The organism is Acinetobacter sp. ANC 4178 (genome assembly GCF_004331175.1).
Lineage (GTDB): Bacteria > Pseudomonadota > Gammaproteobacteria > Pseudomonadales > Moraxellaceae > Acinetobacter.
Genome location: NZ_SJOD01000001.1, coordinates 544194 through 568646 on the forward strand (window position 1 = coordinate 544194; position 24453 = coordinate 568646).

Annotated in this window: 24 protein-coding genes; 8 read left to right on the forward strand and 16 right to left on the reverse strand. The window is 39.9% G+C overall.

Annotated elements, in window-relative coordinates:
- Positions 1–27: 27 nt before the first annotated feature.
- Both ppk1 and mtgA read right to left on the reverse strand, forming a co-directional pair.
- Positions 28–2109 (reverse strand): polyphosphate kinase 1, encoded by a 2082-nt coding sequence (gene ppk1 / locus E0H87_RS02600; protein WP_131322120.1) that lies wholly within the window; start codon positions 2107–2109, stop codon positions 28–30.
- A gap of 131 nt (positions 2110–2240) precedes the next feature.
- Complete coding sequence (gene mtgA, locus E0H87_RS02605) at positions 2241–2915, reverse strand: monofunctional biosynthetic peptidoglycan transglycosylase (RefSeq protein ID WP_131322122.1); 675 nt, start codon at positions 2913–2915, stop codon at positions 2241–2243.
- Between the two features lie 78 nt (positions 2916–2993).
- Here mtgA and E0H87_RS02610 point away from each other — a divergent pair, with 78 nt between their 5' ends.
- Positions 2994–3812, forward strand: coding sequence for a rhomboid family intramembrane serine protease (locus tag E0H87_RS02610; RefSeq protein ID WP_131322124.1), 819 nt, complete (start codon positions 2994–2996; stop codon positions 3810–3812).
- A 17-nt stretch (positions 3813–3829) separates the two neighbouring features.
- On the opposite strand, the gene E0H87_RS02615 is transcribed toward E0H87_RS02610, so the two are convergent.
- Together E0H87_RS02615 and E0H87_RS02620 are read right to left on the reverse strand one after the other, a co-directional pair.
- Positions 3830–6304 (reverse strand): ABC transporter permease, encoded by a 2475-nt coding sequence (locus tag E0H87_RS02615; protein ID WP_131322126.1) that lies wholly within the window; start codon positions 6302–6304, stop codon positions 3830–3832.
- Positions 6301–7005, reverse strand: coding sequence for an ABC transporter ATP-binding protein (locus E0H87_RS02620; protein WP_131322128.1), 705 nt, complete (start codon positions 7003–7005; stop codon positions 6301–6303). Before E0H87_RS02620 ends, E0H87_RS02615 begins: the two co-directional genes overlap by 4 nt.
- A gap of 85 nt (positions 7006–7090) precedes the next feature.
- Between E0H87_RS02620 and E0H87_RS02625 the strand changes: the two genes are divergently transcribed.
- Complete coding sequence (locus E0H87_RS02625) at positions 7091–7678, forward strand: arylesterase (protein WP_413773105.1); 588 nt, start codon at positions 7091–7093, stop codon at positions 7676–7678.
- Between the two features lie 41 nt (positions 7679–7719).
- On the opposite strand, the gene E0H87_RS02630 is transcribed toward E0H87_RS02625, so the two are convergent.
- Positions 7720–8334, reverse strand: coding sequence for a carbonic anhydrase (locus tag E0H87_RS02630; RefSeq protein ID WP_131322130.1), 615 nt, complete (start codon positions 8332–8334; stop codon positions 7720–7722).
- A gap of 317 nt (positions 8335–8651) precedes the next feature.
- Between E0H87_RS02630 and E0H87_RS02635 the strand changes: the two genes are divergently transcribed.
- A complete protein-coding gene (locus E0H87_RS02635; RefSeq protein ID WP_131322132.1) occupies positions 8652–9680 on the forward strand; it encodes an alpha/beta fold hydrolase in 1029 nt (342 codons plus the stop codon).
- 12 nt (positions 9681–9692) lie between these two features.
- Positions 9693–10703 (forward strand): hypothetical protein, encoded by a 1011-nt coding sequence (locus E0H87_RS02640; protein ID WP_131322134.1) that lies wholly within the window; start codon positions 9693–9695, stop codon positions 10701–10703.
- 28 nt (positions 10704–10731) lie between these two features.
- Here E0H87_RS02640 and E0H87_RS02645 read toward each other — a convergent pair whose 3' ends face one another.
- Both E0H87_RS02645 and nfuA read right to left on the reverse strand, forming a co-directional pair.
- Positions 10732–12960 carry a TonB-dependent siderophore receptor gene (locus tag E0H87_RS02645; protein ID WP_131322136.1) on the reverse strand — a complete coding sequence of 743 codons (2229 nt, stop codon included), beginning with the start codon at positions 12958–12960 and terminating at the stop codon, positions 10732–10734.
- Positions 12961–13164: 204 nt separating this feature from the next.
- Positions 13165–13803 (reverse strand): Fe-S biogenesis protein NfuA, encoded by a 639-nt coding sequence (gene nfuA / locus E0H87_RS02650; RefSeq protein WP_131322138.1) that lies wholly within the window; start codon positions 13801–13803, stop codon positions 13165–13167.
- A gap of 159 nt (positions 13804–13962) precedes the next feature.
- Between nfuA and E0H87_RS02655 the strand changes: the two genes are divergently transcribed.
- From E0H87_RS02655 to E0H87_RS02660, 3 genes are all read left to right on the forward strand, one after another.
- The gene (locus tag E0H87_RS02655) at positions 13963–14580 is read left to right on the forward strand and encodes a rhomboid family intramembrane serine protease (protein WP_131322140.1); all 618 of its coding nucleotides are present in this window, start codon (positions 13963–13965) and stop codon (positions 14578–14580) included.
- Between the two features lie 185 nt (positions 14581–14765).
- A complete protein-coding gene (locus E0H87_RS16030) occupies positions 14766–14939 on the forward strand; it encodes a hypothetical protein (RefSeq protein ID WP_165493923.1) in 174 nt (57 codons plus the stop codon).
- A 248-nt stretch (positions 14940–15187) separates the two neighbouring features.
- Positions 15188–16735, forward strand: coding sequence for a hypothetical protein (locus E0H87_RS02660; RefSeq protein WP_131322142.1), 1548 nt, complete (start codon positions 15188–15190; stop codon positions 16733–16735).
- Between the two features lie 96 nt (positions 16736–16831).
- Here E0H87_RS02660 and E0H87_RS02665 read toward each other — a convergent pair whose 3' ends face one another.
- The 4 genes from E0H87_RS02665 to E0H87_RS02680 all read right to left on the reverse strand — a co-directional run bounded on the left by E0H87_RS02665 (position 16832) and on the right by E0H87_RS02680 (position 18940).
- Positions 16832–17329, reverse strand: coding sequence for a DUF2505 family protein (locus E0H87_RS02665; RefSeq protein ID WP_131322144.1), 498 nt, complete (start codon positions 17327–17329; stop codon positions 16832–16834).
- A gap of 135 nt (positions 17330–17464) precedes the next feature.
- Positions 17465–17740, reverse strand: a complete 276-nt coding sequence (locus tag E0H87_RS02670; RefSeq protein ID WP_131322146.1) for a hypothetical protein — start codon at positions 17738–17740, stop codon at positions 17465–17467.
- 19 nt (positions 17741–17759) lie between these two features.
- Positions 17760–18344: a nicotinamide riboside transporter PnuC gene (pnuC, locus tag E0H87_RS02675; RefSeq protein WP_131322148.1), complete on the reverse strand. Its 585-nt coding sequence runs from the start codon at positions 18342–18344 to the stop codon at positions 17760–17762.
- Between the two features lie 107 nt (positions 18345–18451).
- Complete coding sequence (locus E0H87_RS02680; protein ID WP_131322150.1) at positions 18452–18940, reverse strand: hypothetical protein; 489 nt, start codon at positions 18938–18940, stop codon at positions 18452–18454.
- A 263-nt stretch (positions 18941–19203) separates the two neighbouring features.
- Between E0H87_RS02680 and E0H87_RS02685 the strand changes: the two genes are divergently transcribed.
- Positions 19204–19647, forward strand: a complete 444-nt coding sequence (locus E0H87_RS02685) for a GNAT family N-acetyltransferase (protein ID WP_131322152.1) — start codon at positions 19204–19206, stop codon at positions 19645–19647.
- Positions 19648–19651: 4 nt separating this feature from the next.
- On the opposite strand, the gene E0H87_RS02690 is transcribed toward E0H87_RS02685, so the two are convergent.
- The 5 genes from E0H87_RS02690 to E0H87_RS02710 all read right to left on the reverse strand — a co-directional run bounded on the left by E0H87_RS02690 (position 19652) and on the right by E0H87_RS02710 (position 24439).
- Positions 19652–21445 (reverse strand): GGDEF domain-containing protein, encoded by a 1794-nt coding sequence (locus tag E0H87_RS02690; RefSeq protein ID WP_131322154.1) that lies wholly within the window; start codon positions 21443–21445, stop codon positions 19652–19654.
- 202 nt (positions 21446–21647) lie between these two features.
- Positions 21648–21986: an FKBP-type peptidyl-prolyl cis-trans isomerase gene (locus E0H87_RS02695; protein WP_131322156.1), complete on the reverse strand. Its 339-nt coding sequence runs from the start codon at positions 21984–21986 to the stop codon at positions 21648–21650.
- Between the two features lie 28 nt (positions 21987–22014).
- Positions 22015–22545 carry a YaeQ family protein gene (locus tag E0H87_RS02700; protein ID WP_131322158.1) on the reverse strand — a complete coding sequence of 177 codons (531 nt, stop codon included), beginning with the start codon at positions 22543–22545 and terminating at the stop codon, positions 22015–22017.
- 61 nt (positions 22546–22606) lie between these two features.
- Positions 22607–23617 (reverse strand): CobW family GTP-binding protein, encoded by a 1011-nt coding sequence (locus E0H87_RS02705; protein ID WP_131322160.1) that lies wholly within the window; start codon positions 23615–23617, stop codon positions 22607–22609.
- 135 nt (positions 23618–23752) lie between these two features.
- Positions 23753–24439: a GntR family transcriptional regulator gene (locus E0H87_RS02710; protein WP_131322162.1), complete on the reverse strand. Its 687-nt coding sequence runs from the start codon at positions 24437–24439 to the stop codon at positions 23753–23755.
- Positions 24440–24453: the final 14 nt, after the last annotated feature.

Below are 24453 nucleotides of genomic sequence, written 5' to 3' on the forward strand. Positions count from 1 at the left end.
CCCACTTGAGGCTCTTTCTTTTTTCAGTTATTTAATAATTTCCAACATTGTCCGTTGGGCATTATGCGGCTCTTCCCCTTCTGCCACTTGGGCGCGCACCCATGAACCATCGCCCTGCAATAACCATGCTTGTTGATTGTCTTTTAGATAATTGAGTAAGCCCTGTTGATAAATCCGTTTTTTTAATGCGGGATCTTCAATTGGGAAGCAAGCCTCAACGCGATTGAATAAGTTACGATCCATCCAATCGGCACTTGAGCAATAGATTTGCGGGTTGCCATTATTACTAAAATAGTAAACACGTGTATGTTCCAAGAAACGTCCAACGATAGAACGTACACGAATATTTTCTGACAGGCCTGGTAGCCCAGGACGCAAACAACAAATTGAACGAATAATTAAGTCAACCTGTACACCAGCCTGCGAAGCTTCATACAGTTTATTAATCAATTGTAATTCCGTCAGTGCATTCACCTTCACAATAATCTGTGCAGGCTTGCCCGCTTTGGCATTGGCAATTTCTTCATCAATAAAATTGACTAATTGTGCATGTAGCGTAAATGGTGCATGCAAAAGCTTTTTCAGCTTTGCCATTTTGCCCATACCTGTCAACTCTTGGAAAATTCGATGTACATCTTCACACAATTCTTTGTCTGTGGTGAGCAAACCGTAGTCGGTATAAATGCGGGCATTGCCTGCATGGTAGTTTCCAGTCCCTAAATGGACATAACGCACCAATTTATTATTTTCACGACGAACGACCAGAATCATTTTGGCATGTGTTTTATAGCCGACAATGCCATATACCACCACAGCGCCCGCCTCTTGCAAGACGTTGGCAACCTCAATATTCGACTCTTCATCAAAACGCGCACGTAACTCAATCACAGCGGTGACTTCTTTGCCATTACGTGCTGCTTCTGCCAGTACTTGTACAATCTCAGAATCTGCTCCACTACGATACAATGTCTGCTTAATCGCAAGGACTTGTGGATCTCGCGCAGCCTCACGTAACAAGTTAATGACTGGAGCAAACGATTCAAACGGATGGTGCAGTAAAATATCTTGCTTTTGCATCGCTGAAAAAATGTTTTCAGATTTTTTCAACACTTTAGGAATCACTGGCGTATGTGAATCATAGCGTAAATGCGGACGTTTAAAATTTGACAGTAACCGTGCTAAATTGACTGGACCATCCACCTTATACAACTGCTCTTCTTCTAAATCGAATTCATCAAGCAAGTAGTCATAAATATGTTTAGGACAGTTTTCAGTGACTTCCAAACGCACTGCACGACCAAAACGACGTGAATTTAGCTCCCCTTTTAAGGCTTTCGCTAAATCTTCGACATCTTCATTTAAAGCCAAGTCTGCGTTGCGCGTTACACGGAACTGATAACAGCCCGTTGCAGTCATTCCTGGGAATAGGTCTGAAACATGCTCATGAATAATCGCAGAAAGCATGACATGGTGTTCTTTGCCGCCCGTCAGCTCATCGGGTAACCGTACAACTCGCGGCAACGAGCGTGGAGCGGGTACGACTGCCAAATCAATTTGACGACCAAAGGCATCTTTACCCTCTAAAGTCACAATGAAGTTTAAGCTCTTATTGACCAAACGCGGGAATGGGTGTGCTGGGTCTAAACTAATCGGCGTTAATACTGGAGCAACCTGTTCTTGGAAATACTTTTTCACCCAAGAGGATTGAGCTGGGGTTAGCTCACCACGACGCAAGAAACAAATGTCTTCTTCGCGCAGTTTCGCCAAGATTTCTTCATTTAAAATACGATATTGGCGTTCAATCGCCGCATGTGTCGTTTGTGAAATTTGCTCTAAAACTTGTTTTGGAGTCAAACCATCGGGGGTATGACTTTCATTGCCCAAATCTAACTGTTCCAACATGCCCGCAACACGAATTTCAAAGAACTCATCTAAATTTCTTGAAAAAATGAGCAGGAAATTCATGCGTTCTAGCAACGGATGCAACGGATCAACAGCTTGCTCAAGAACACGTAAATGGAAATCTAAAATAGAAAGTTCACGATTAATAAATCGATCATTATAAGTATATTCAACTGGCTCTAATGGTGTCTGTGCCGCCGTATTCATAATCAACCCATGATTTTAAGACGTTATCTGTATAGTCATAAGTATGCTTCAATTTTGTGACATTTTCATAAAAAAAGCCCAAAATAATTTGGGCTGATGTTGCTTTATGCTTATCGCTGAATTCGGCCATATTAAGGGATTTGGCTATAGCGCATATATTTACGAATCATTCTTTTACGAATTTGGACTTTTTGATCATTCTGATGATCTTGATAATATTTAGGATTTGGTAAAATTGCCGCTAAAAATGCCGCTTGATCACGCGTTAAACTTCGCGCGCTTTTACCAAAATAATGCTGTGTTGCAGCTTCAACCCCGTAAATATTTTCCCCAAACTCAACCGAGTTTAAATACACTTCCAAAATACGCTGTTTCGACCACATGCGCTCCATCATCCAAGTGGCTACAGCCTCTTGTCCTTTACGAATAAAAGAACGCTTATTGTATAAAAATAAATTTTTCGCCAATTGCTGAGAAATAGTCGATCCACCTGCAACCACTTTGCCTTTGTCTTGGTTGCGTTCCAAGGCATATTGCATACCTTCCCAGTCAAAACCGTGATGGTGCATGAATTTTCCATCTTCAGATGCCACCACAGCACTTTTTATATAATCGCTGATCTCATCATAATCCCGCCATTTGTGCTGAATCGGTTTTGATGGCTCAGACCAGTAATCTAGACGCATAAACATTGTGGTTTCGACTGGATGTGTACGCCACCACACTAAACTGCTAAAAATCCATAGCTGTACAAGTAGAATCAAACTGACAATGACTAACAAAGTTCGAACAAAAAAAGCTTTCATGTCAGTAAGTTGCTCCTAATATTTTCATTCTTTCGTGCTAAGCTTGATTAAAATGTAGATTCAAAGTCAAACAATAGCATGCCTCATTCAACACCACCTTGGGTTCCAAGCAAACTGAATATGCAGGATTGGTGGCTCACAACCCTTTTCATTGCCATCAATGTGGGTTTATTCCTCTGGCAAATTGTCTCAGGGGTCAATGTTAGTGATCCAAGCCTAGCAGATGCCATTCGCTGGGGAGCTGATTATGCACCTTTAACCTTTTTAGAGGAACCCACCCGCCTGTTCAGCAGCATGTTTTTTCATTTTGGTTTGATTCATTTAATGTTAAACATGTGGGCATTGTATATTTTCGGCAGTGTCGCTGAGCAACTGTTTGGTCGATTCTACTTTCTTATGCTCTATCTTGCAGCAGGATTAATGGGCAGTCTTTTTAGTGGTTATTTGGCGATACATGACACGGTGGGGATGCTTAATCAACAGGCGATTAATCCTGACTTACTTCCACATGTCAGTGCGGGTGCTTCTGGTGCCGTGATGGGCTTAGGTGGTGCTTTAACCTTACTGTCCCTGTTCCCCGTTCTGCCACAGCAACGCTTTATTCTAGATAAAAAGACCTTAATTATGGTCATGGGCATTAATCTGGTGATTGGACTCACGATCTCTGGGATTAATAATGCTGCGCATGTTGGTGGAATGCTGATGGGCGCAGTGCTCGCAGGGATTTGGTATCTGTGCCAAAAATGGCAAAAACCTTCTCTCAGCTTCATATTAGGTACAACTGTAGCCGTCGTGAGCTGTTGGTTGCTGTACCAATATTGCCTGCAACAAGTTCAATTGATTCAACCCATTTGGGCTGAACTCTTACAAGCCATGCGCCAACACTTCAATTTTTAAAACAAGAGAGATGAATCCTAAGATTGATTCATCTCTCTTAAACTTTGTAAAGGTGGGATATCACAGAGATAACTCAAACGATAACGCCCAATCAATGCGCACAACAACATCATACTCACAGGTAAAATTAACCAGATTTCCCAATGTGCCTGAATGCTTAGATTCATTCGATAACTGGCAATCGCACTGATCAATTCGGCAAAGAAACAAGCCACAATACCTGCTAACAACCCCATAAAGCCAATTTCTAATGTCAGCATATTTTTGAGCATACGTTTAGAACTACCAAATGAACGAAGTAAAGCCACTTCCCTTTTACGCTCATCCATCAATAAATTAAGGCAGGCAATTAAGACCAAAATGCCTGCAAGGCTCACCAGTGCAGCCAGAATGGTCACGACCTGAATTAACACATTCATCAAGCGCTTAATTTCATCCAGTATTAAACCCACATCAATAAACACGGTATTACTAAATTGCTGAATCAATTGTATCAGTTGCGGTTTATCTTGCTCTGGGACATAAAAACTCCCCAAATAACTACCTGCATTTTCATCCAATGTTTGCGGTGAAAAAATAAAGAAAAAGTTTGGGCTAAAACTTTCCCATTCAACTTGTCTTAAATTTATCACTTTGGCCTGTAACAAGCCTTCAGGCAAACTAAAGCTTAACCGATCACCCACCTGTATACCCAATTCTGCGGCAGTTTTCGCTTCAACAGAAACCTCCCCAACAGCAGTGAACTTTGCTTGCCCTTGTACAATTTTATTGTCTGTTGGCAAGCTGCTACTTTGCGTCAGGTTTAACTCACGACGTAAGGAGTTATTTTCCTTAACCAATTGCTCCGAAAAAGGTTGTTCATTTTTGGCCACCAATCGACCTCGAATATTCGGGTACAAGGGTGTGCTGTTCCAGCCATGTGCTTGTAATTGCTGCTTGAATTGGGGGACATCAAATGGCGGTAAACCATACACAAACTGATTGGGCGTACCTTGTGGCAACTGTTGTTGCCAACGTTCTAACAAATCTGTACGCAGGACTGCCAATACGGTAATCAAGCTTAGTCCTAATGCCAAAGCGGTAATCTGAAATGCAGTCTGATAAGGTACTTTGACATAAGCCGAAACTGCCATTTTTAAGCGTTTTAAAGCTTTTAAAACCAGCCAGACCAAAACATATAAGAGCGCACTTAGGGCAATAATGCCGCCAATGACTAAACTGGTTAGCAGTAAATTCTCTGTAAGGATAAGACTAAAAACAAATAAACTCAGCGTGCCAGACAGTAAGGTCCACAACAAAACTTGCGTAGATTGTGTTTTCTGACGAATCACTCGGATTGGTGGGGTGTACATCAACTGCCACAAATTCGGCAAAATAAAACCAGTTAACACTACCGCACTGGTCAATATGGCAACTGGCAACGGTCCTTTCAACATTGCCCATGCAGAAAATTGAAACTGCAAATTTGGAATCAGTTGTAGCATGAGTTGTAACAATCCATACCCCAAAGCCATTCCAAGCAACACCCCAAGCAAAATGGCAATGCCCAATATAACCAACAAAAGATAGGCGTAGACTTTTAAGATTTGGGTTTTGGAAGCGCCCATACAACGCAATAAAGCAATATAGTCTTGGTTTTGCTGTACATAGCGTTGACTGGTCAATGCAATTGCAATACCACACAGCAAAATGGTCAAGATATTGGCCAACTGTAAAAAGGTATCTAAATTCTCAATCGGACGCATCAGACGAGTATTGCCTTCAGTGGCATTTCGCAGTTTCAAACCATTGGTATCTTCAGCATTAACAACCTTGGATTGTTTTCTTGCTTGTTGCTGCTTAAATTGCGTTTGAAACTGTTGAATATTATTTACATCGCCTGCCATAAGTAGACGGTAATCAATTCGGCTACCGACTTGAATGGCATTGGTGCCTGCAATATCTTGTTGTGCAATCATCACCGTTGGTGAAAAACCCGAAAAACCAAGTTCCTGATTGGAGTCATGCTGAATCTTTGCGGTGACTTTAAACGTGCCATCGGCAATTTGAATTTGGTCTCCCAACTTTACCCGTAATAAGTCCATCACCCGTGGACTTAACCAAACTTCCCCACTTTGAATAGGGTGATGGAGCTCGGGTTGTAACTGAAGTTTACCCCGCAGCGGGAAATGTGCATCTACTGCTTTTACATTCACCATGACAAATTGCGACTCAGTATGTGCCATGGAGTTAAACATAGTGACTTGCGACTGTTTTAAATGTAAGGCCGTCGCCTGATCTTTCCAGCGTTGTTCAATTGCAGCCTGATCCGACAATACCAAATCTGCCGCCATCAGCTCTGCGGCTTGTAAAGTCACTGCATTCTGGATTTGCTCATTACTAAATTTCAGTGCTGTGGTTACACTAATGGCCAGTACCAAAGCAATAATCAGCAAATACATTCCACTACTTTTCAGACTTTGCTGCAATAAAGGTCGAAATAGAGCACTCATACGTGATCACCACCCTGCACGTGTTCATGCAACTGACCTTCAAATAAATGCACATGACGCTGACATTGTCTTGCCAATTTCAAATCATGCGTAACTAACACCAAGGTGGTGCCTAGTTCTTGATTTAAAGCAAATAACAATTGCTCAATGTCTTTGGCTGTTTGACTGTCTAGATTTCCTGTCGGTTCGTCTGCAAAAATAATTTTAGGCTGGCTAATTAAAGCACGTGCAATTGCCACACGTTGCTGCTCTCCACCTGAAAGCACTTTAGGTGTTTGTTCTGCCTGTCGCTCTAACCCGACCTTTTTCAGCAAAGCCAACGCTTGTTGTTCTGCCTCCGCATATTGAAAATTAGCGTGTAAACGCAAAGGCAACATCACATTTTCCAATGCGGTTAAATGTGGTAAAAGCTGAAAAGATTGAAAAACAAAACCAATATATTTTAAACGGACAAGCGCTCGCTGTTCTTCATTGAGCGCAGAAATATTTTCTCCACAAACAGTTAATTCACCACCACTGGCTTGGTCTAAAGTGGCCAAAATCCCCAATAAAGTCGACTTACCAGAACCTGAACGACCAGTAATAGCAATTTGTTCGCCTTCCATAATATCGAGATTTAAATTTTCAAAAATTGAGAGATTTTTATCTGCAAGTTGTATTTTTTGTGTCAAATTCTGGGCAGAAATTACGGCTTGTGGCATGATAAATCTCTCTTCTATTGTGCTCAGGTTTTCGTCAGTTACTATGCGTCAATATCGTTTTAAAGTATTCGTTTATTCTTGGGTAATGGGACTCACGCTCTGCCTAAGCCCAATGACGGCTTCAGCTAAAACTATTCTGATTCTCGGTGATAGTATTAGCGCAGGTTATGGCCTACAGCCACAACAAGGATGGGTCACACAGTTACAAAAACGATTAGACCAACAGTATCCGAAACAGCATCAAGTGGTCAATGCAAGTGTGAGTGGTGAAACTACCAGCGGTGCTTTAGCACGTTTACCCAAATTACTTGCAACTTATAAGCCAAGTGTTGTGGTCATCGAACTGGGAGGAAACGATGGTTTACGTGGTCAACCCCCGCAAATGATTCAACAAAATCTAGCGCGTTTAGTTGAACAAAGCCAAAAGGCGAAAGCGAAAGTCGTTTTATTTGGAATGAAAATTCCGCCAAATTATGGCACTGCCTATAGCAAGGCTTTTGAACAGAACTACACTGTTATCAGTCAACGTTATCAGGTGAAATTACTGCCTTTCTTTTTAGAAGGCATCGCAGGTTATAAAAATTTAATGCAAAACGATTTAATTCATCCGAATGCACAAGCACAAGTAAAGTTATTAAATCTCGCTTATCCATACATTAAAGGCGCTTTATAAAGCGCCTTTAATCACATCCATATTTTTATAGATCAGATGTCTTAGAAATCAAAAAAAATCACTTCACCTGTTTCGAGTGAATATTCGGCACCCACAACAATCATCTTGCCTTTCGCAATTAATTGTTCCAATACAGCCGAACCATGACGTAATTGATTAACAGAAGCAAATACATTTGAACGGACAGCGTGGTTCGAAAGTTTTTTCAAATCGTTTTTCAACTCAGTTTGCATCAAGGTTTCAACTGATGGACGCACACGGTTCACAATCGACATCAAATTATTTGATGGTGGGCAGTCTGGGTTCATTAAAGTGTCAATGGTCGCTTGAATAGCACCACAATGACTATGACCAAGAACAACGACCACGGCGCAGTCATAACGTTCGGCAGCAAATTCCACACTCCCCACTTGTGAAGGTGCAACCACATTACCCGCAACACGAATGACAAATAGATCACCTAAGCCTTGATCGAAAACCATCTCGGCAGGAACACGCGAGTCTGAACAACCAAGTATAATTGCAAAAGGATTTTGATCTTCTGCCATTTCAGCACGTTCTTGATGCGTCAATTGTTTAGGGAGGGTTGTTTCCCCAGAAACAAAACGTTGGTTTCCTTTTTTAAGACGGTCTAATGCTTCTTGAGCCGTTAGCATTCTTTTTTCCACCATGATTTGAAGTTTTAATATTCTAATACCAGCCAAAATGAATGTCACTTGCAAAAACGAATACCACTCGGCATTTTTAGATTGGCAAAAAAGTTCAAATGCTTTTTGCCATTATGTTGAAGCCAATCACATTATTTTATTTTTATATCAATCATTTCAATAAACTTGTTCGTGACATTCTATTGATTGTATTTACAATAGTTCAACATAAAGTCAAAGATCATTCTTTATACCCATTTCAGTATTTTGACAGTTTCAAAAATAGATTTCATACAACAAAATTTTAGTGACAAGGATTCAAGTCAATGACACAAACTAGTAAATATTTTTCTCATTTTGTTACTGCAATGGGAATCCTAATTACAATGTCATTGCCCAATGTTGCTTCTGCTAAACCCCTACAGCTTTCTTCTGAGCAAATTTCACTACAAAACTATCTACAACAAGAACGTGAAGATTGCGGATTAAAGACCAAAACGCTTAAAGTGGGTGATATTTTTTGGAGCTATAACGAAGGCGGTTCGAGCCAAAAACCCACTGTTTTACTGATCCATGGGATTGGAGGAAATCGTGACAACTGGAACCGTGTTGCTTCTTATCTCACCCCCAACTACCATGTGATTGTGCCCGACTTACCCATTTATGGGGACACTAAAGTTCCATCCAATTTTGATATTGCTGTTCCAAATGTCACCTCTAGCCTTCGGCAATTTGCAGAAGCCATAGATATAGAAAATAAATTGAATATCGCAGGTCACTCTTTAGGTGGTTCAATTGCTACACTCTATGCTGCGCAATATCCTTTTGATACACAAAGTTTATTTCTATTAAATAGTGCAGGCATCTATAAAAAAGCCAATACGCCCTACAGTAAAGACCCTAATTTTTTAAAGCATATTATTGTGTCAAAACCAGGTGATTATGATGAGGTTCGGCATCAGATTATGCAAAACCCACCTAAGCTTTCGCCAGAACTCAAACATGCCAAAGAGCAACTCCTGATTGCACAAGCAGGCAGAAATAATCTGGTCATTGAGCAAATTTCGACATTAAACCGAATCTATACCCCTGAAACATTTGCCCGAATTACTCGAAATGTAGAAGCGCCAACTTTAATTCTATGGGGCAAACAAGATAAAATTTTTAATGTTGAAGTTGCAGATGAATTAAAATCTCTGTTGAAACGTGCTGAGGCACCTGTCATTCTGAACAATGTAGGTCATATGCCTTTGTTGGAAGCAGATAAACAAGTCGCAAATTACTATCTTCCGTTTCTTGCAAAAACCCAAAGTCTGAAAAATCCATTGGCAGACCAACTGATTCCCTTACATTAAATTTGAACTTTTATGCAAAAACACCCAATGATTGAGCAACTGATTGAAGCTCATCTGCAATTTTTAAATGATGAATTTACTCATTCAGATACCATTAAGAATGAGTTTGTTGAATTCTATCATTGGCTTAGAAAGCAAAATTTAAAACAGATTTGGACTGTTGAGCAGATTCATCAATTGATTGACCAGCAGATATTGAATACACCTGCCAGTGATTTTTTAATTGAACAAATTGCAGAGCATATTCGCTTTGCACTGGTGCACCCTGCAAATGACCAGACCAAAATCGCAGATGCGATTCCTGTGCTTACGGTCGATAAAATTGCCCAATACGTCGCCAGTAAAAGTGGGCATCGTCAACGTTTAATTCATACTGTAGTGAACAATCCTGCTTTCGCTGCCATGATTACACAACTCATTCAGCACGCGATTCATGACTATTTAGACAACTCGGTGATGGTCAAGCATGTGCCGGGTGTTTCTCGTTTTATGAAAATGGGGAAATCTGTTTTAGAAAGTGTGACAGATTCAAACTTAGATCAAGCGATTCAGCATTATTTGCAGAAAAATATTCAGAAACTCAGTCAAATGAGCGAGCAAGTGTTAAATCAGCATTTTAATGACGATAAGCTTTATCACTTTCAAGCCAATTTATGGCATAAAATCAAAGATTTAAATCTAAATGTTTTAAAAAATTATATTGAGGTTGATGACTTGCCTCAAACAGTTGGTTTAGGTCATGAAATTTGGGATCACTTACGTCAAAGTGAATACTTAGAACAGCAAGTGAAAGATGGTATCTCTGCATGGTATGCACGCAATCAAGACCGAAGTTTTGATTTATTGTTTCGTGACTTAAATATTGATGAAGCATTAATCCAAAATCAGTTACAACATCTGTTAGAACCGATTATTCAGAATATGCTGCAATCAGATTACCTCACTCAACGTGCCCGTCATTATTTAGAAAAGTTCTATTATTCCGACAGTACCTTAGCAATCTTGAAAAAAGGCGCTGAATAGCGCCTTTTTGTTCTACATTTAAGTCAACTTAAAACTCATATTTCAGGCTTGCATAATAAGCACGACCTGGTTCGTTATAAGTTTGATTCACTGTGTTATCACGTAATAACTTTTCATCAAACAAATTGCTAACACCCACACGACTGCTAATTTGATCCGTGAATTTATAGCCTACATTAATGCCTGCTATACCATAACTTTTCACAGCAGTAACATTCATAGCGCCATTTTCAGTATTCGATTCTGCATATTGACGTGGCTTTTGGCGACCATACTGGGTATATACAAAGTTCACATCCATGGCATCGGTCACGTTATAGTTAAAGATGGAGTTAATCGTGTAATTCGGCACAATTGACAGCGGATTACCTGTTTTTTTATTCTCCGAATCCATCATATACGTTACATTATTGGTCCAACTTGCATTATCAAAGCTTAAAGTTACACTTCCCTCAAGCCCTTGAATCAATGCTTCAGGCACATTTTCCCACTGTAAAATGTTATGACCCGCTGCTGAAGTGGCTAAAACCGTTTCACCTGCTGTGATTTTATTTTCATAATCATTTCTAAACCACGTTAAGCTGGCATTGACCATATCTTTTTCAAATTGAACGCCCAATTCTTTATTAATTGAGGTTTCAGGTTTTAGATCCGCATTACCAATTAAATAACATTGAGAAATTTGTGTGGCTTTAATTGGGCAACCATTACCACGGGTATATAACAAATAACCTTCTGAAGTTTGATACATATTTGGCGCTTTATACGCTTTGGCAATGCCACCTTTCAAGGTAAAGTAATCGCCCAGTTTTTGGGTAATGTTTAAACTTGGACTCCAATTTGAACCTGATTTATCATGATCATCGAAACGTACACCAAGAACTAAATCTGTACTATCTGTCACCTTAAAGTTATCTTCAATATAAGCAGAAGCAATTCGTGATTGCATGCTTTCACGGTCAGCAGATAAGTTAATGAGTCCTGAAGCATCGGTTTGTACTGTACTCGATGGATCGGTGAAATCATCTTCGATCCATTCAGCACCCACAGTTAAAACTTGAGGAACAACAATCTCTAAAGGGATGTTAGCTTCTGCATTAAAACGTAAGGTCTCTAATGTTGAAGTCTTTTTATTAAATGAGTTTGGACTCCCTTCTGGCCCACCAGCAAGGGATTCTGGAATACGTTTATTCTTGGTTTTATCGTATTGTGCGATGAGTTTAGTATCGCCCCAGTCCCATTTTCCTTCATGCGTTAAGGCATAACTGTCACGATACATGGTATTGGTTTCTAGACCCAATAGGCCTCGGACATAATCTGCATTGCTAAAGCTGCCCCCTATACCCGCAGCATCAAAGTTACTGTTTTGAATATCACCTGTATATTCATTGCCTTGTCGACCTGTCGCAATATCGAGTAAAAGGGTTTGCTGATCATTGACTTGCCATGCCAGTCGTCCTGCAATATCTTGATTCTCTACGCCTTCACGTCCCGCAGCACGCGTTCCTGATTCAGTGACAGGGTTAATGTCTGCTGCATCTGCATCCGTCTGGTTGTAATTACCATACAATCGGTAAGACAATACATCTTTTACAATCGGACCACTTAGATTAAAGCCAACACGATTGGTTGCTCCTTCTTTAGAATCTTCTGGCTGATTGGTATAAAGCTCAACTGAACCATGCACTTCATTGGTCACTTTCTTGGTCTTAATATTGACCACACCACCCATGGCACCTGAACCATAACGCGCAGCTGCTGGCCCACGTAACACTTCAATCGATTCAATTGCATCTGCGGGAACCCAGTTTGAATCTCCACGCGTATCACGTTCACCACGCCAACCATAACGAACTGAGTTTCTTGAATTAACAGGCTTACCATCAATCAAAATTAAGGTATTTTCCGGCCCCATACCACGAATATCAATTTGGCGGTTATTGCCACGTTGTCCAGTTGCACTGTTACCTGTCAAATTCACACCAGGCATACGACGTACATATTCAGAAATGTCATTCACTACAGGAAGCTTATCCAAATCTTCTGCTGTAATGATAGATACCCCTAAGGATTGCTTTACTTGCTCTTCGGCAGTCAACACAATTTTTTCAAGTTTGGTTGAATCTGGCTGTTGTGTCGTAATTTGCGTAGTTGAAGAAGTTTGCTGTTCTGTCTGTAAATCTTCAGCATGACTGATCACACTCATAGCCGACAAAATTGAAAAAGCTAATGCTGATTGGACAATACGTCTGTTCATACAAATACCCCAAAAGTGTGGAAGATAGAAAAAAACGTGAAATTTCGGTTTCAGAGTGTAACAAACATAAATATAAATGCAATTATTATTAATAACAATTCTCATTACCATTAATTATTCTTTAAAATCCACGTAATTTTGTATAAAACAGCCATAAAAAAACCTCCATGCTATGGAGGTTTCTGATGCATTACATTCAAGTATTTACTTGAAATATGCACCTTCTGCTTGGGTATGATCCGTCTGGTCAATCACACGTTGTAACTCTGGAACATGTTGTTTCAAAGTCGTTTCTACCCCTTGTTTCAAGGTCACATCAATTGCTGAACAACCTTGGCAACCGCCACCAAATTTAAGTACAGCCGTTAAACCATGTTCTTCATCTGCAACCACTTCAACCAATGCACAGTTACCACCGTGACCAGCCAAACCTGGATTGATTTCAGATTGTAAAACATAAGTAATACGCTCTTCGACAGAAGCATCAGGGCCAACGCGTGGAACTTTTGAGTTTGGTGCGCGGAAAGTCAACTGACCACCAAAACGGTCTTTGTTGTAGTCAATCACTGCATCTAATAAATATGGAATAGATGGCGCATCAACATAGGCAGGGAAATCTGGATAATCTTGCTTATAATCTGTTGGCACAACTTCTTCAGGTGCACTATATGCCATACAACATTCAGCACGAGGTGTTCCAGGATGTTCCACAAAAACACGTACACCAATACCTGGAGTATTTTGTTTCGCCAATAAATCACGTAAATACTCTTGTGCAGTTGGGGTAATCAATAAGTTTGGAATTTCTTCTGCAACTGCAGTGCTGGTGTTCTCAGTCGACATAACAATATTTCCTCTAGCTGAAGTCGCCATTTTAACTGAAGATGCGGCTAAATTAAAAAAAATCAACTAAAATTGTCGGATTTATTCTAAAAGTCCTGTGCAATTAAACAATTAATGGCATTATTAAGGTTGAGTCATTAAAAATTGAACCTTTTCTATATGCTAAATCTGCCTTTCAACCATACTGTAGCGCTGATTATCATTACTGTGGTGGTTTCACTTCTGGCGTTTTCCAATCAGAAATTGATGAGTCGCTTGATCTTTTGGCCGCCAGCAATGCAAAAAGGACAATATGACCGTTTTATCACACACGGTTTTGTTCATGTGGATGGTGCTCATCTGTTGTTCAATATGATTACCCTGTTTTTTTTCGGGAGTATTATTGAAAGCTTTTATCGCCAGTACTTTTATGACCTTGGCTTTGCTCTGTTTTATTTGGGTGGGTTAATTTTTGCCATTTTACCTAGTTACTTAAAACACAAAAATGACTTTCAATGGGCCAGTCTTGGCGCTTCAGGTGCCGTGTCTGCGGTTCTGTTTGCTTATATCCTGTTTGAACCATGGAAGCTGATTTTTGTATTCTTTATTCCTGTACCTGCCATTATTTTTGCGGTGCTTTATATCGCTTACAGCATTTGGTCAGGGAAACGAGGCAACTCACATATTAACCATAGTGCGCACTTGTGGGGGGCAGCATATGGCGTGGTTGTAACCATTTTACTTGAACCTCGTTTAATTCCACACTTCTTCAATAAACTGACTCAACTGCCATTTTAAATATGTTGAATGCAGGCTTTATGTCATTAATAAAGGGGCGAAGACCTTAACAGTCTCTGCCCCTTCTCTCTTCTTTTCTTAAATAAATTTTTATCTCATCTCAACTTTTACACAAAATAAATCGTAACAAGAAAGCGACTTCACTAAAATTAAGCTTAAAACAATAGAATACGGAGAATTAATACATGTATAAATTTCTCATGATTATTGCAACTTGTCTCAGCTTAAATACCCTAACGGCTTGTGCTGTACATACACGCGAAGGCAGTATTGTTGTTGATCCCAATGGAAACTTAGGCCACTACGAGCATGGTGGTGATTTCTGCCCACCTGGTCAAGCCAAGAAAGGCCGTTGCTAGTCATACATTAAATTGATTTTTTCCTTTGGCTGTCAGCCGATTGCCAGACTGACAGCACCAAACAATCTCGACTCACTTCCCTCAACCTATGCAAATTAGTGAACACTCTTCCAAGCATTTCCCTGATGAGTTTAAAACTTTAGACGCTTGAGGCATAAATTGGTAGTTAATGCCACCCCAAACTTTAATTTGGCATAGATAATGAATACATCTGTATATTAATACTGTTATCAGACGAGATTTTTTGCATGTCCAGCTCTTTAGAGGGTCTACAGTTCCCTGTTCAACCCGATACTCAAAAACCAAGTACAACACGCACAGGCAAGGAAATTATTGCTGAGGCATTATCGATTGTAGACAATCAATCTGCCCAGCAAGTGCTCAAAGAAAAGAAATGGCGTAAAAACTATCCAAAGTACTTTAAAGCCTTAGTCGAACATGGAATTCGCAATTGCAGCAATCCGATTAGCATTGCAAAACAAGGTCTGCATAAAGCTCAACATAGTTTTGAGTTTTACCGTAATGGTCAACGTTATTTATTAAAAGACATGATGGATGTGCCCTTAGCTCAGTTACATACTGTTCAACTCACAGGTGAAAGCCAAGCTGAGCCTGAATGGTATATTCCCTATCATGGTCAAAACCTCAAAGGCGAAGCTTTACTTGCGCAAGTTCAAAAATGGGAAGATGACGGCATTATTGAACCTTCTCATGCGGATGCCTTGCGTTTAGCCAATGCACACCCTGAATGGTTTGATCTTTCTGATCGTACTATGGTACTATTCGGTGCTGGTTCTGAAGCAGGTCCACTCACGTGGCTGTCCAAATGGAAAGCCAATATTGTGGCTGTGGATTTACCCAACAGCAAAGTTTGGCAAAAAATTCTGAATACCATTCAAAATGGTAATGCGACCTTGTATGCACCAAGTCAGACATCGCTTCCAGATCAAACACCAACTCGTGAACTCAGTGCCAAACTTGGGGCAAATTTACTGACTCAAACCCCTGAAATTGCACAATGGCTATTACAAAGCGAACATCAACTGGATTTGGCAGCAATTGCTTATCTTGATGGTGAAAAACATGTCCGTGTTGCAATGGCGATGGACAGTATTATGAAAGTCGTTAGTGAGCACAAAGCCGATACCAGCTTAATGTTTATGTGTACGCCGACTGATGTCTATGCTGTACCCAAAGAGGTGGTTGAGTCTTCAGCAGACAAATTCCGTTATCGCTCGCAAATTCAGAAGTTGCTGACCAAGGGCGTGGCAACAGCATCGTTAAAGCATTTTTTCCAGAAAAACTTACATGACTTGATTACTTCTGACAATGGTCAAGCTTATGGAATTGCAGACTGCCTAGTGATTGAACAAGGTCCAAACTATGCGTTGGCGAAACGAATTCAGCAATGGCGTGCCACTTTAGCCCGCCATGAAGGTCAACGTGTGAGTATTAACATTGCACCATCGACCACTACGCACTCAGTGACCAAAAATCCGCTACTCAAAGCCGCATTTAATGGTGCAAGTTTATTTGATGTTGAAGCTTTTAAGCCCGAAACAACCAATGCCATTATGGCGGCACTCTGGATTCATGATTTACGTAACCCTGAATCAGTCGCAAATCCAGAGACCGTTATGGATCATCCGTTAGAGTTGATGATGCAGGGTGCCAATCATGGTGGATTATGGCGTGTAGCTTACTTGGCACGAACTGCACTACCGTTTGCGGCAATTTATGGCTTTGCCACAGATAAACTGCCCCTTAAGAAAGCACTGGCGAAGTTAAAAAGCTAAGGATTTTCATATCTAGCTAAATCAAGCCGAATCACCTGAAATAGCAAGGGCGCCATACAATGGCGCCCTTGGCTTTCAGCTCAACTCAAAGTCAGCTTAAACGATTAAATTCTTTTTTAATTCATCTTCAACAATCGTCAATTCGATTTCACTGAACTTACGAATTTCACTCTCGGCGTGTTTTTCTAACAATCCACCGATTAAAGGGACTTTCACTTTAACCGTCCATTCCAATTGAAATTCAACATGCTGATCTGAGCCTTTGACTGAACGATTGCAACTGGCATGTAAAGGTAAATTCGCACCTAAATCTACGGTAGAAGTCATCGCTTCGAGATTGCTAATATCTGTACGGTGTAAGCGGAATGCATCTTTTAATAGTTTTTTGGCAATGTCTGGAATATTTACATCTAAATTATAGGCACGTTTAAGGGTGTAAATGTCCCCTACTTTTCTTGATTCCAAAATTTCTAAATGTTCACCCGGAATTCGACGGCAAACTTGTTCATGCAGACTAATATCTGCGGCTAAACGTTTAAATTCTTCTAGAGATACACCCTGTATGGTTGCATTGACAATAAACTGATGTGCCATGACGGCTCCTTCTTTTTTTGTTTTGTCCTGTTGGAAAGTGCAAGTATGTTATTACAAAACAACGTTCACTATACGTTGATATCATGGCCAATTAAAGTCAATTCTGTTTAAGCTGTCATTGACCTATTTTTTGTTTTACCCATTCGAAATGCCAAAAGTTGCACTGATTTCTGATAAACAATTAATCTTTAAAAAATGCTGTTGAAATTGAATGATGGCATAAAATTCAGTCGCACCATCATCTAAACCTGTTGCAGCCCAAGTTGTCCCTTGAGGAAAAAGGTCCAACCAAGTGGCTTGATAAAAGTCAGCAACTGAATCAAATTGTAAATATTGTTCTGGATTTTGAATAATCTTGTGGGCAAGTTCATCAAACTGCTGTAACTTGGCTTGATTAAAATGGATCAACATCCTCTTGCCCCCAACAGTGCTATGCAGATTTCGTGCCTGCCAATTGTTGTTTTTTCTGGACTTGAATCCATTGCCACCAACCAAAAGCGGCTAAGCCAACAAAGGCTGCATATAAACCTGCAGTCAAGAACAAATCTTTATAAATAAACATCCCGACATATACAATATCGACAAATACCCACAGCACCCATGTCGCAATATGCTTGCGACTGGTCCAATAGGTTGCCAATAAGCTAAATGCTGCCAATTGTGCATCTAACATCGGCACCGCTGCATCTGTCCAGAATTTTAGACTTAAGCCAAAAGCCAATCCAGCCAGTGCAGCCAACAATATTTGCCAAATTACAGTGCTGAGTTTAATGGGTTCAATACGAATATCATGGTCTTGTTGCTTACCTTTAAACCAATGATAAAAACCGTAGAAATTCACCACCATAAAGAAAAACTGTAAAATCGTTTCCCCATATAATTTAAAGGTATAAAACAAATAAGCGTATAAAACAAAGGCGAGAAAGTTAAACCACCAACACCACATGTTGCGTTTAATTGTTAACGCTACGCCAATCACGCTGATGATGACAGCAAAAATTTCCAGTCCAGACATCAATGATTCACTTTAAAAACCGATGGCACATTATGAGAAGTTTTTCGCAGAACGCAAGTTACAATAAAATGAGTGAAGTGGGTCAGCTTTAAAACTTTTTCTGGTCTTTAGGAGACTAATTCTTTCGCTTCAGGGGTCATTTTAAACTCAGACTTATGTTCTGCCCCATTCCGATCAACATGGCTACAAAACACGCCATACTTTCCAACATAATATTCGAGTGACTGGTCATAGAAATTCCAATAAATCGACCACTCATTCAGATCTAACTTGCGAATTTGGGTTAACGCTTTGGCAGGTAATTTTTTAAGTAGATTATGTTGAATTTCTTCCGCGGCTTGAATGTCACGAATATGGATATTTTGCTCAAAAAACAGTTGAACTGCATCATCAAAAAGAACCTGATCATAATATTCAATTTCGATGACCTTGCTTTTTGTGACTTTGGTTTCAATTCGCTCCGTTTGAGCATCTTCAGGGTGGGTTTTAGAAAAATAGCGAGCACGATACTTTTCAGTCACTTTGACTTTAATAAAAATCTGCCACGCTGCTGTCAGGACAAAGCCTAATAAACACAAAACAATAATTTTAAACATATTGTCCACCTATTCAGGCATATTTTCAGCATTACGGTCACTTATATCATACGCTGTTTTATATTTTGGGCTAATCCAATTATCTTTAAAATCAGTTAAATGAATATACAGTTCATTCAAATTTGTGATTTATATCAAACTCCATAACTACTTTTTATTAAAAGACTCCCCCTAAAACACACAAAAAAAGCAACAAATCTCTACTGTTCCAATGTCATGAATTCACATGAAATAAGCCTGTTTTCAGGAAATAAGAACAAACAATGATTAGGGCAGCAAAAATTCAGGATATTCCTGAGATTCTTCATGTATTGCAGGAAAGTATTCGCTCCTGTGTACAAGATCATCAGCGTGTGGAAAGTAAAATTCAGGCTTGGTTGGAAAATAAAACGCATAGTCATTTATTGTTATGGATGCATTATAACGACAGTTGGATTTATAGCATCAATCAACGGACTGTTGGCTTTATTATGGTCAGTGACACTGGAAAAATATTGCTGAATTATACGCTACCAGAAATGCAGCATCAGGGGATTGGTTCTGCCTTGCTCAACAGCGCCATTTCCCATTTAAAATTGAAAAACTTGCAACAAATTACCCTCGATAGTACCCAAACTGCGATATCGTTTTACCAAAAGCATGGTTTCCAAATCCGAGCTTATGCCACTCCAGAGCAACACACCATCCCCATGATTAAATATATTTAGTCCTTTACATTCTCAGTTGATCTCGCCCTGCATTCTTGGCGAGATAAAGCTGCTGATCTGCAACTTTCATGAGTTCATGAATATCATGATAAGGGCGATTTCGATCCATATAGGCAGCACCAATACTCACAGTGACGTATCGTTTATGATCCCCACGGCTCATATGCTCGAACTGATGCTGACGAATAATATAAAGCAAATGCTGTAATGATTTTTCCACCACCACCACAGGCATATTCCGTAATATGACTGCAAACTCCTCACCGCCGTAACGTGCTAAATAGGCGTGTTCGGGTAAATTATTTTGAATCACCTGCACCAATTTTTGCAGGATTTCATCGCCTTTGAGATGTCCGTAGTAATCATTATAAGTTTTAAAATAATCAACATCTAACATCGCAAATGCCAATACTGCATTATGCTGCTGAGCCGTTTCATTAAACTGACGCTGAATTTCTGAATTCAAGGCACGGCGGTTAAAAGCTCCTGTTAGGGCATCTGTTTTCGCCTGTAATTCCAACCTTTCATTTAATTCACTAAGTTGTACAGTGCGTTCTTTTACTTTTTGATCCAGTGAGGAATTCAGTTCCAATAAATTATTATTCAACTTCTCAATTCGATCGGAGTGATACGCATAATTCTTAGATTGTTGCACCATAATTAAAAAGGCATAAAAGCTGGTCGAAGCGAAGGATAAATTAACCGAATCAATCCAATTTAAACTCAGTAAAAAATCATGCAGAAAAGTGACACACAACAACACCACTGCCCATAAATTAATGGTGGAATATGGTTCATGCCTGTTGACGGTTTGATAGAACCCATACGCGAAGTTCAGCACCACAATAATTCCCAATAGAAAACTATAAAATGCTAATTTTTCAAAGACGTCAGGCATGGATAAACAGGTAATTACAATGTCAAAACTCAATACAAATACAGCTATGGTAAAAACAGTGGGATGCAAATAACGCTGATTGAGTAAAAACATATAATTGATAAAGAAAAATGCTGATAGATAGGTAAAAATATATTCGAGCCGTGTTCCCCATAACCAATCAATATTGGTGAACACCGTATAAACATAAGGTGCAGAAAATAAATTGTGTAAGGCTAAAAAAATAATAAAAATACCAAACACCAAAAAGCCTTGGCTTTGGCTATGTCTGACTCCGCGAAAAAAGGCAAATAATATGGTGAATACACCAACACCAATGACTGCACCGCATACGCCGGCAATGCTCATCATTAATTGTTGGAACTGGCGGTTCACTGTTTTACTCAACCCAATTCGCATTGGATTTTCTAAACCGCCATGTAAACTCTGAAAACTCGACACCTGCATGGTGACAGTAAAATATTCATTCTCGGCAATGAAATAAGCAAAGCGTGGTGCATTTTCAGTTTTATGGGTTTGGGTTGTAGTGCCAACCTCTCCGAGCCTTAAGAGAAAATCACCATTTAAATACACACGGTAGGCACCGTATTGATTTGGAATCCAAATAGAAATACGTCGTCCGATAAATTCTTTCGGTATCTTAAAATGACCGACAAAAGTTCCATAAGTATTTTGCGGATAACCCATTTCTTTAAAAGAAATCGGTAAAATCACGGTTCTAGATGGACGGGTTGGCGTTGCTGTTTGCAACAATTGTTTTGGATAATACTGCCATTGTCCTGACAAATACGTAGTCGTATTTTCTTCAAATGTGACCGAGTTAATATTCTTTTGATGCGCGTAATAAGACTTGGGAACTGGTTCATACAGTGCCCAACTGGATTGCTGTAAGAGCAACATGAAGCATGTCAGCGCATAAAGGATAAAATGTAATATCGCATATGGCTTAAATATTTTTATCTTCAAGTCGCGTTTATCCCTTATTCGCGAATTTGATTTTTAATATAAAATAGAATGCACTAAAAAACGTTTATTTTCAGTAGCAAGTTTAACCATAGCACGCTTTTTCCCAAACATGCTATGGTTTATTTTTCAAATATTATTAGTCACGTGTTTTCACGTCATAGAGTTCAATTTCAAAAATTAAATTCGAGTTGGCTGGAATAACATTGCCCATTTTACGCTCACCATAGGCTAAATGCGCAGGTACAATCAGTTTACGTTTCCCGCCCACTTTCATACCCATAATACCTTGATCCCAGCCTTTAATCACACGGCCCGTACCAATCACACATTCAAAGTAGTTGCCACGGTCAAGTGAAGAATCGAATTTTGTTCCGTCTTCTAACCAACCCGTATAATGCGTAGTAATTAATGCACCTTTCACTGCTTCTTTGCCTTCGCCTACCACTAAATCAATAATTTCTAATTCATTTGACATGTTCATTCCTCTTCAAACAGACTTATCTTTACTTTAACTGAATCCACTCAATTTGAGCTTGGGCAGTGTCACCAATCAATGTCCATTCGCCATCCATTACATTCAACTGCAAGTGCATGGTGCGTTCGCACAATTGCTGGATAGCTTCAGTGGTCGCTGGTGTTAACTGCCAAACTTCAACATTGCTGAGGGTTTTTAATTTGCTATTACGCTTATACCATTCTTCCACAGCTGTACCATAAGTCACCACGGCAACCGACTTACAACGTGCGCTGGCTTTTTTGACTTTATCTTCATCAGGAGAGCCAACTTCAATCCAATATACCAACTGCCCTGTTAGGTCTTTTTCCCAGAGTGCAGGTTCATCAGTTTCAAATAGATCTTTGGTAAATTCCAACTGTTCGCTCGCGTAACGTGCAAATGCCAAAATTCGAACCATCAAACGTTCAATCGTTTCGGATGGATGCAATGCCATGGTAAGTTGATAATCACCATATTGGTGAGTATCCATGTTGGCAATATTTAAATCTGCCTTATAAATTGTTGCTTTTAGCGCCATGAAATGTTCCTCAAATTTGGCGCCTAGCATATAAGATTTAACACAGTTTTGCTGAACAGTTTTAATCCGTTTCCATATCTATACGACAGGCAAGTAACTGAGTTTCGAATAACGCCCAATCTCGTTCAGTTTGTACAATCACTTCAATACGGTTATCGACATTTTCAGGTGCAGACTGATAATTAAATTGATTCGGATTGAAATTAAAACTTTTCCAGCCTTGATTGGTATTAAAAATACCTTTGATTCTAAGCCACTGCTGTTGTTCGCATAACAAGTCTAGTAAATCGTAGAAATCAAATTGCCAACGCTTGGAAAACTTCCACCCAGCAATACTATAACCCTGCGCAGTTTCTACATAATGATAAGGTAATTGCTTAATTTCAGGTAATGCCGACTCATGACTGTACTGTTTCTGAATTTGAATTAATGGCTGGATTTTGCGTTGCACACCTTGATATGGCAAATCAATTTCTGCCAGTTGGAGTTGCGCCAATGCAGGTTTTAACCATGTCTGAGCATAAGCCAGATATTCCTGCTGCAACTGTTGTAAAGCCTGTTCATCTGCCGCTTGCATCTGTTCAGTATGTGAAATCACCACAATTTGTGCGGCTTTCAACTGATCGGCATACAGGTTTTGTTTTACCCATTCTTTTTCATGCAAACGCGAACCATCCACCACCGTAACTAAAGCACGCATCTGAATTTGGCTTTGCCAATGCGGTTCGGTCAGTTGCTCTAACAGTTGAGCTGGATGCCCCAAACCTGTCGGTTCTATAAATAAACGATCAGGTTGAGTTTCAGACAATAACCGAGATAGCGCAATTTGCATGGGCAATTGACTGCTGCAACACAAACAACCACCTAAAAGCTCCTTTACCGCATAACCTTCGGCTTGTGGAAGCAGGTTTTGATCCACCCCTATTTGACCAAACTCATTCATCAGCACAGCCCAGATTTCACCTTCAGGCTTTTGCGCCAATAGGCTATTCAGTAATGTGGTTTTTCCTGCACCTAAAAATCCAGAAATAATGTGGGTAGGCACGGATTTTTGCGGGGTCAACAGTTTCAAAATGAGATGCTCACAAGCCAAACGTAAGGTGAAGATGAATGTAATAGTATAACAAAATCTTCACCTTCGCTGCATGTCCATCTTACCAACTTGTATGCGGTCGAATCTGTTTTTAAACTGATTTTGAATACGGCGTTAAATAAACTGGCTCGGATCCAACATGTGCAAAGTGATCTTTTTCACCTCATCTCGGCTTTGCTGAATATGGGTGGCAATTGCCGCGATTGCTTGTTCAGTTTTCTGCTCAAAAATCAGTTTTAAAATATGTTGATGTTCCTGATATGTGGCTTCAATACGATACTGTTTAGAAAAATCTAAACGGCGAATAATCCGTATTTTTTCACTCAAGTCGCGGTGAATCCGCACCATCTCATTATTGCCTGCTGCACGCACCAAAGCACAATGAAAATCTTCATCCAGTTGCGAGAGTTGCTTTATGTCATTCAAATAATCTTGCGGTTCCACCATCCAGATGGCTTTTAGTCTTGCCAATTCACTGGATTGCTCACAATCTTGCTGCGATAACTTATAAATGGCATCTTTTTCCAACACAATCCGCACATCATACAGCTCTTCATAATAGCGGAAGTTTAGTGGTCGGACTTGCCAACCACTACGGAAACTGACCTCGACATAGCCTTCTTGTTGTAAGCGATACAAGGCTTGCCGAATTGGCGTTCGGCTGACCTCATAAGCTTGTGCAACTTCGGACTCAGTAAAACGCTCACCGGGCATTAATTTGAAATCAAAGATATCGTTCTTAATGCGTTGATACACCAGCGCGGACAAATTGTCTGCGCTTTTACTTGTCGCGCTTTTCATTTCCTATACTCAAC

Bases quoted from the DNA above. Each gene is read 5' to 3' on its own strand.
- E0H87_RS02690 (WP_131322154.1), bottom strand. From the start codon at position 21,445: ATGTTGCTCTTACAGCAATCCAGTTGGGCACTGTATGAACCAGTTCCC.
- E0H87_RS02665 (WP_131322144.1), bottom strand. From the start codon at position 17,329: ATGGCACATCAGTTTATTGTCAATGCAACCATACAGGGTGTATCTCTA.
- E0H87_RS02645 (WP_131322136.1), bottom strand. From the start codon at position 12,960: ATGAACAGACGTATTGTCCAATCAGCATTAGCTTTTTCAATTTTGTCG.
- E0H87_RS02620 (WP_131322128.1), bottom strand. From the start codon at position 7,005: ATGCCACAAGCCGTAATTTCTGCCCAGAATTTGACACAAAAAATACAA.
- E0H87_RS02625 (WP_413773105.1), top strand. From the start codon at position 7,091: ATGGGACTCACGCTCTGCCTAAGCCCAATGACGGCTTCAGCTAAAACT.
- E0H87_RS02660 (WP_131322142.1), top strand. From the start codon at position 15,188: ATGTCCAGCTCTTTAGAGGGTCTACAGTTCCCTGTTCAACCCGATACT.
- E0H87_RS02655 (WP_131322140.1), top strand. From the start codon at position 13,963: ATGCTAAATCTGCCTTTCAACCATACTGTAGCGCTGATTATCATTACT.
- ppk1 (WP_131322120.1), bottom strand. From the start codon at position 2,109: ATGAATACGGCGGCACAGACACCATTAGAGCCAGTTGAATATACTTAT.
- E0H87_RS02630 (WP_131322130.1), bottom strand. From the start codon at position 8,334: ATGCTAACGGCTCAAGAAGCATTAGACCGTCTTAAAAAAGGAAACCAA.
- E0H87_RS02710 (WP_131322162.1), bottom strand. From the start codon at position 24,439: ATGAAAAGCGCGACAAGTAAAAGCGCAGACAATTTGTCCGCGCTGGTG.
- E0H87_RS02640 (WP_131322134.1), top strand. From the start codon at position 9,693: ATGCAAAAACACCCAATGATTGAGCAACTGATTGAAGCTCATCTGCAA.
- mtgA (WP_131322122.1), bottom strand. From the start codon at position 2,915: ATGAAAGCTTTTTTTGTTCGAACTTTGTTAGTCATTGTCAGTTTGATT.
- E0H87_RS02635 (WP_131322132.1), top strand. From the start codon at position 8,652: ATGACACAAACTAGTAAATATTTTTCTCATTTTGTTACTGCAATGGGA.
- E0H87_RS16030 (WP_165493923.1), top strand. From the start codon at position 14,766: ATGTATAAATTTCTCATGATTATTGCAACTTGTCTCAGCTTAAATACC.
- E0H87_RS02685 (WP_131322152.1), top strand. From the start codon at position 19,204: ATGATTAGGGCAGCAAAAATTCAGGATATTCCTGAGATTCTTCATGTA.
- pnuC (WP_131322148.1), bottom strand. From the start codon at position 18,344: ATGTCTGGACTGGAAATTTTTGCTGTCATCATCAGCGTGATTGGCGTA.
- E0H87_RS02695 (WP_131322156.1), bottom strand. From the start codon at position 21,986: ATGTCAAATGAATTAGAAATTATTGATTTAGTGGTAGGCGAAGGCAAA.
- E0H87_RS02615 (WP_131322126.1), bottom strand. From the start codon at position 6,304: ATGAGTGCTCTATTTCGACCTTTATTGCAGCAAAGTCTGAAAAGTAGT.
- E0H87_RS02670 (WP_131322146.1), bottom strand. From the start codon at position 17,740: ATGTTGATCCATTTTAATCAAGCCAAGTTACAGCAGTTTGATGAACTT.
- nfuA (WP_131322138.1), bottom strand. From the start codon at position 13,803: ATGTCGACTGAGAACACCAGCACTGCAGTTGCAGAAGAAATTCCAAAC.
- E0H87_RS02610 (WP_131322124.1), top strand. From the start codon at position 2,994: ATGCCTCATTCAACACCACCTTGGGTTCCAAGCAAACTGAATATGCAG.
- E0H87_RS02700 (WP_131322158.1), bottom strand. From the start codon at position 22,545: ATGGCGCTAAAAGCAACAATTTATAAGGCAGATTTAAATATTGCCAAC.
- E0H87_RS02680 (WP_131322150.1), bottom strand. From the start codon at position 18,940: ATGTTTAAAATTATTGTTTTGTGTTTATTAGGCTTTGTCCTGACAGCA.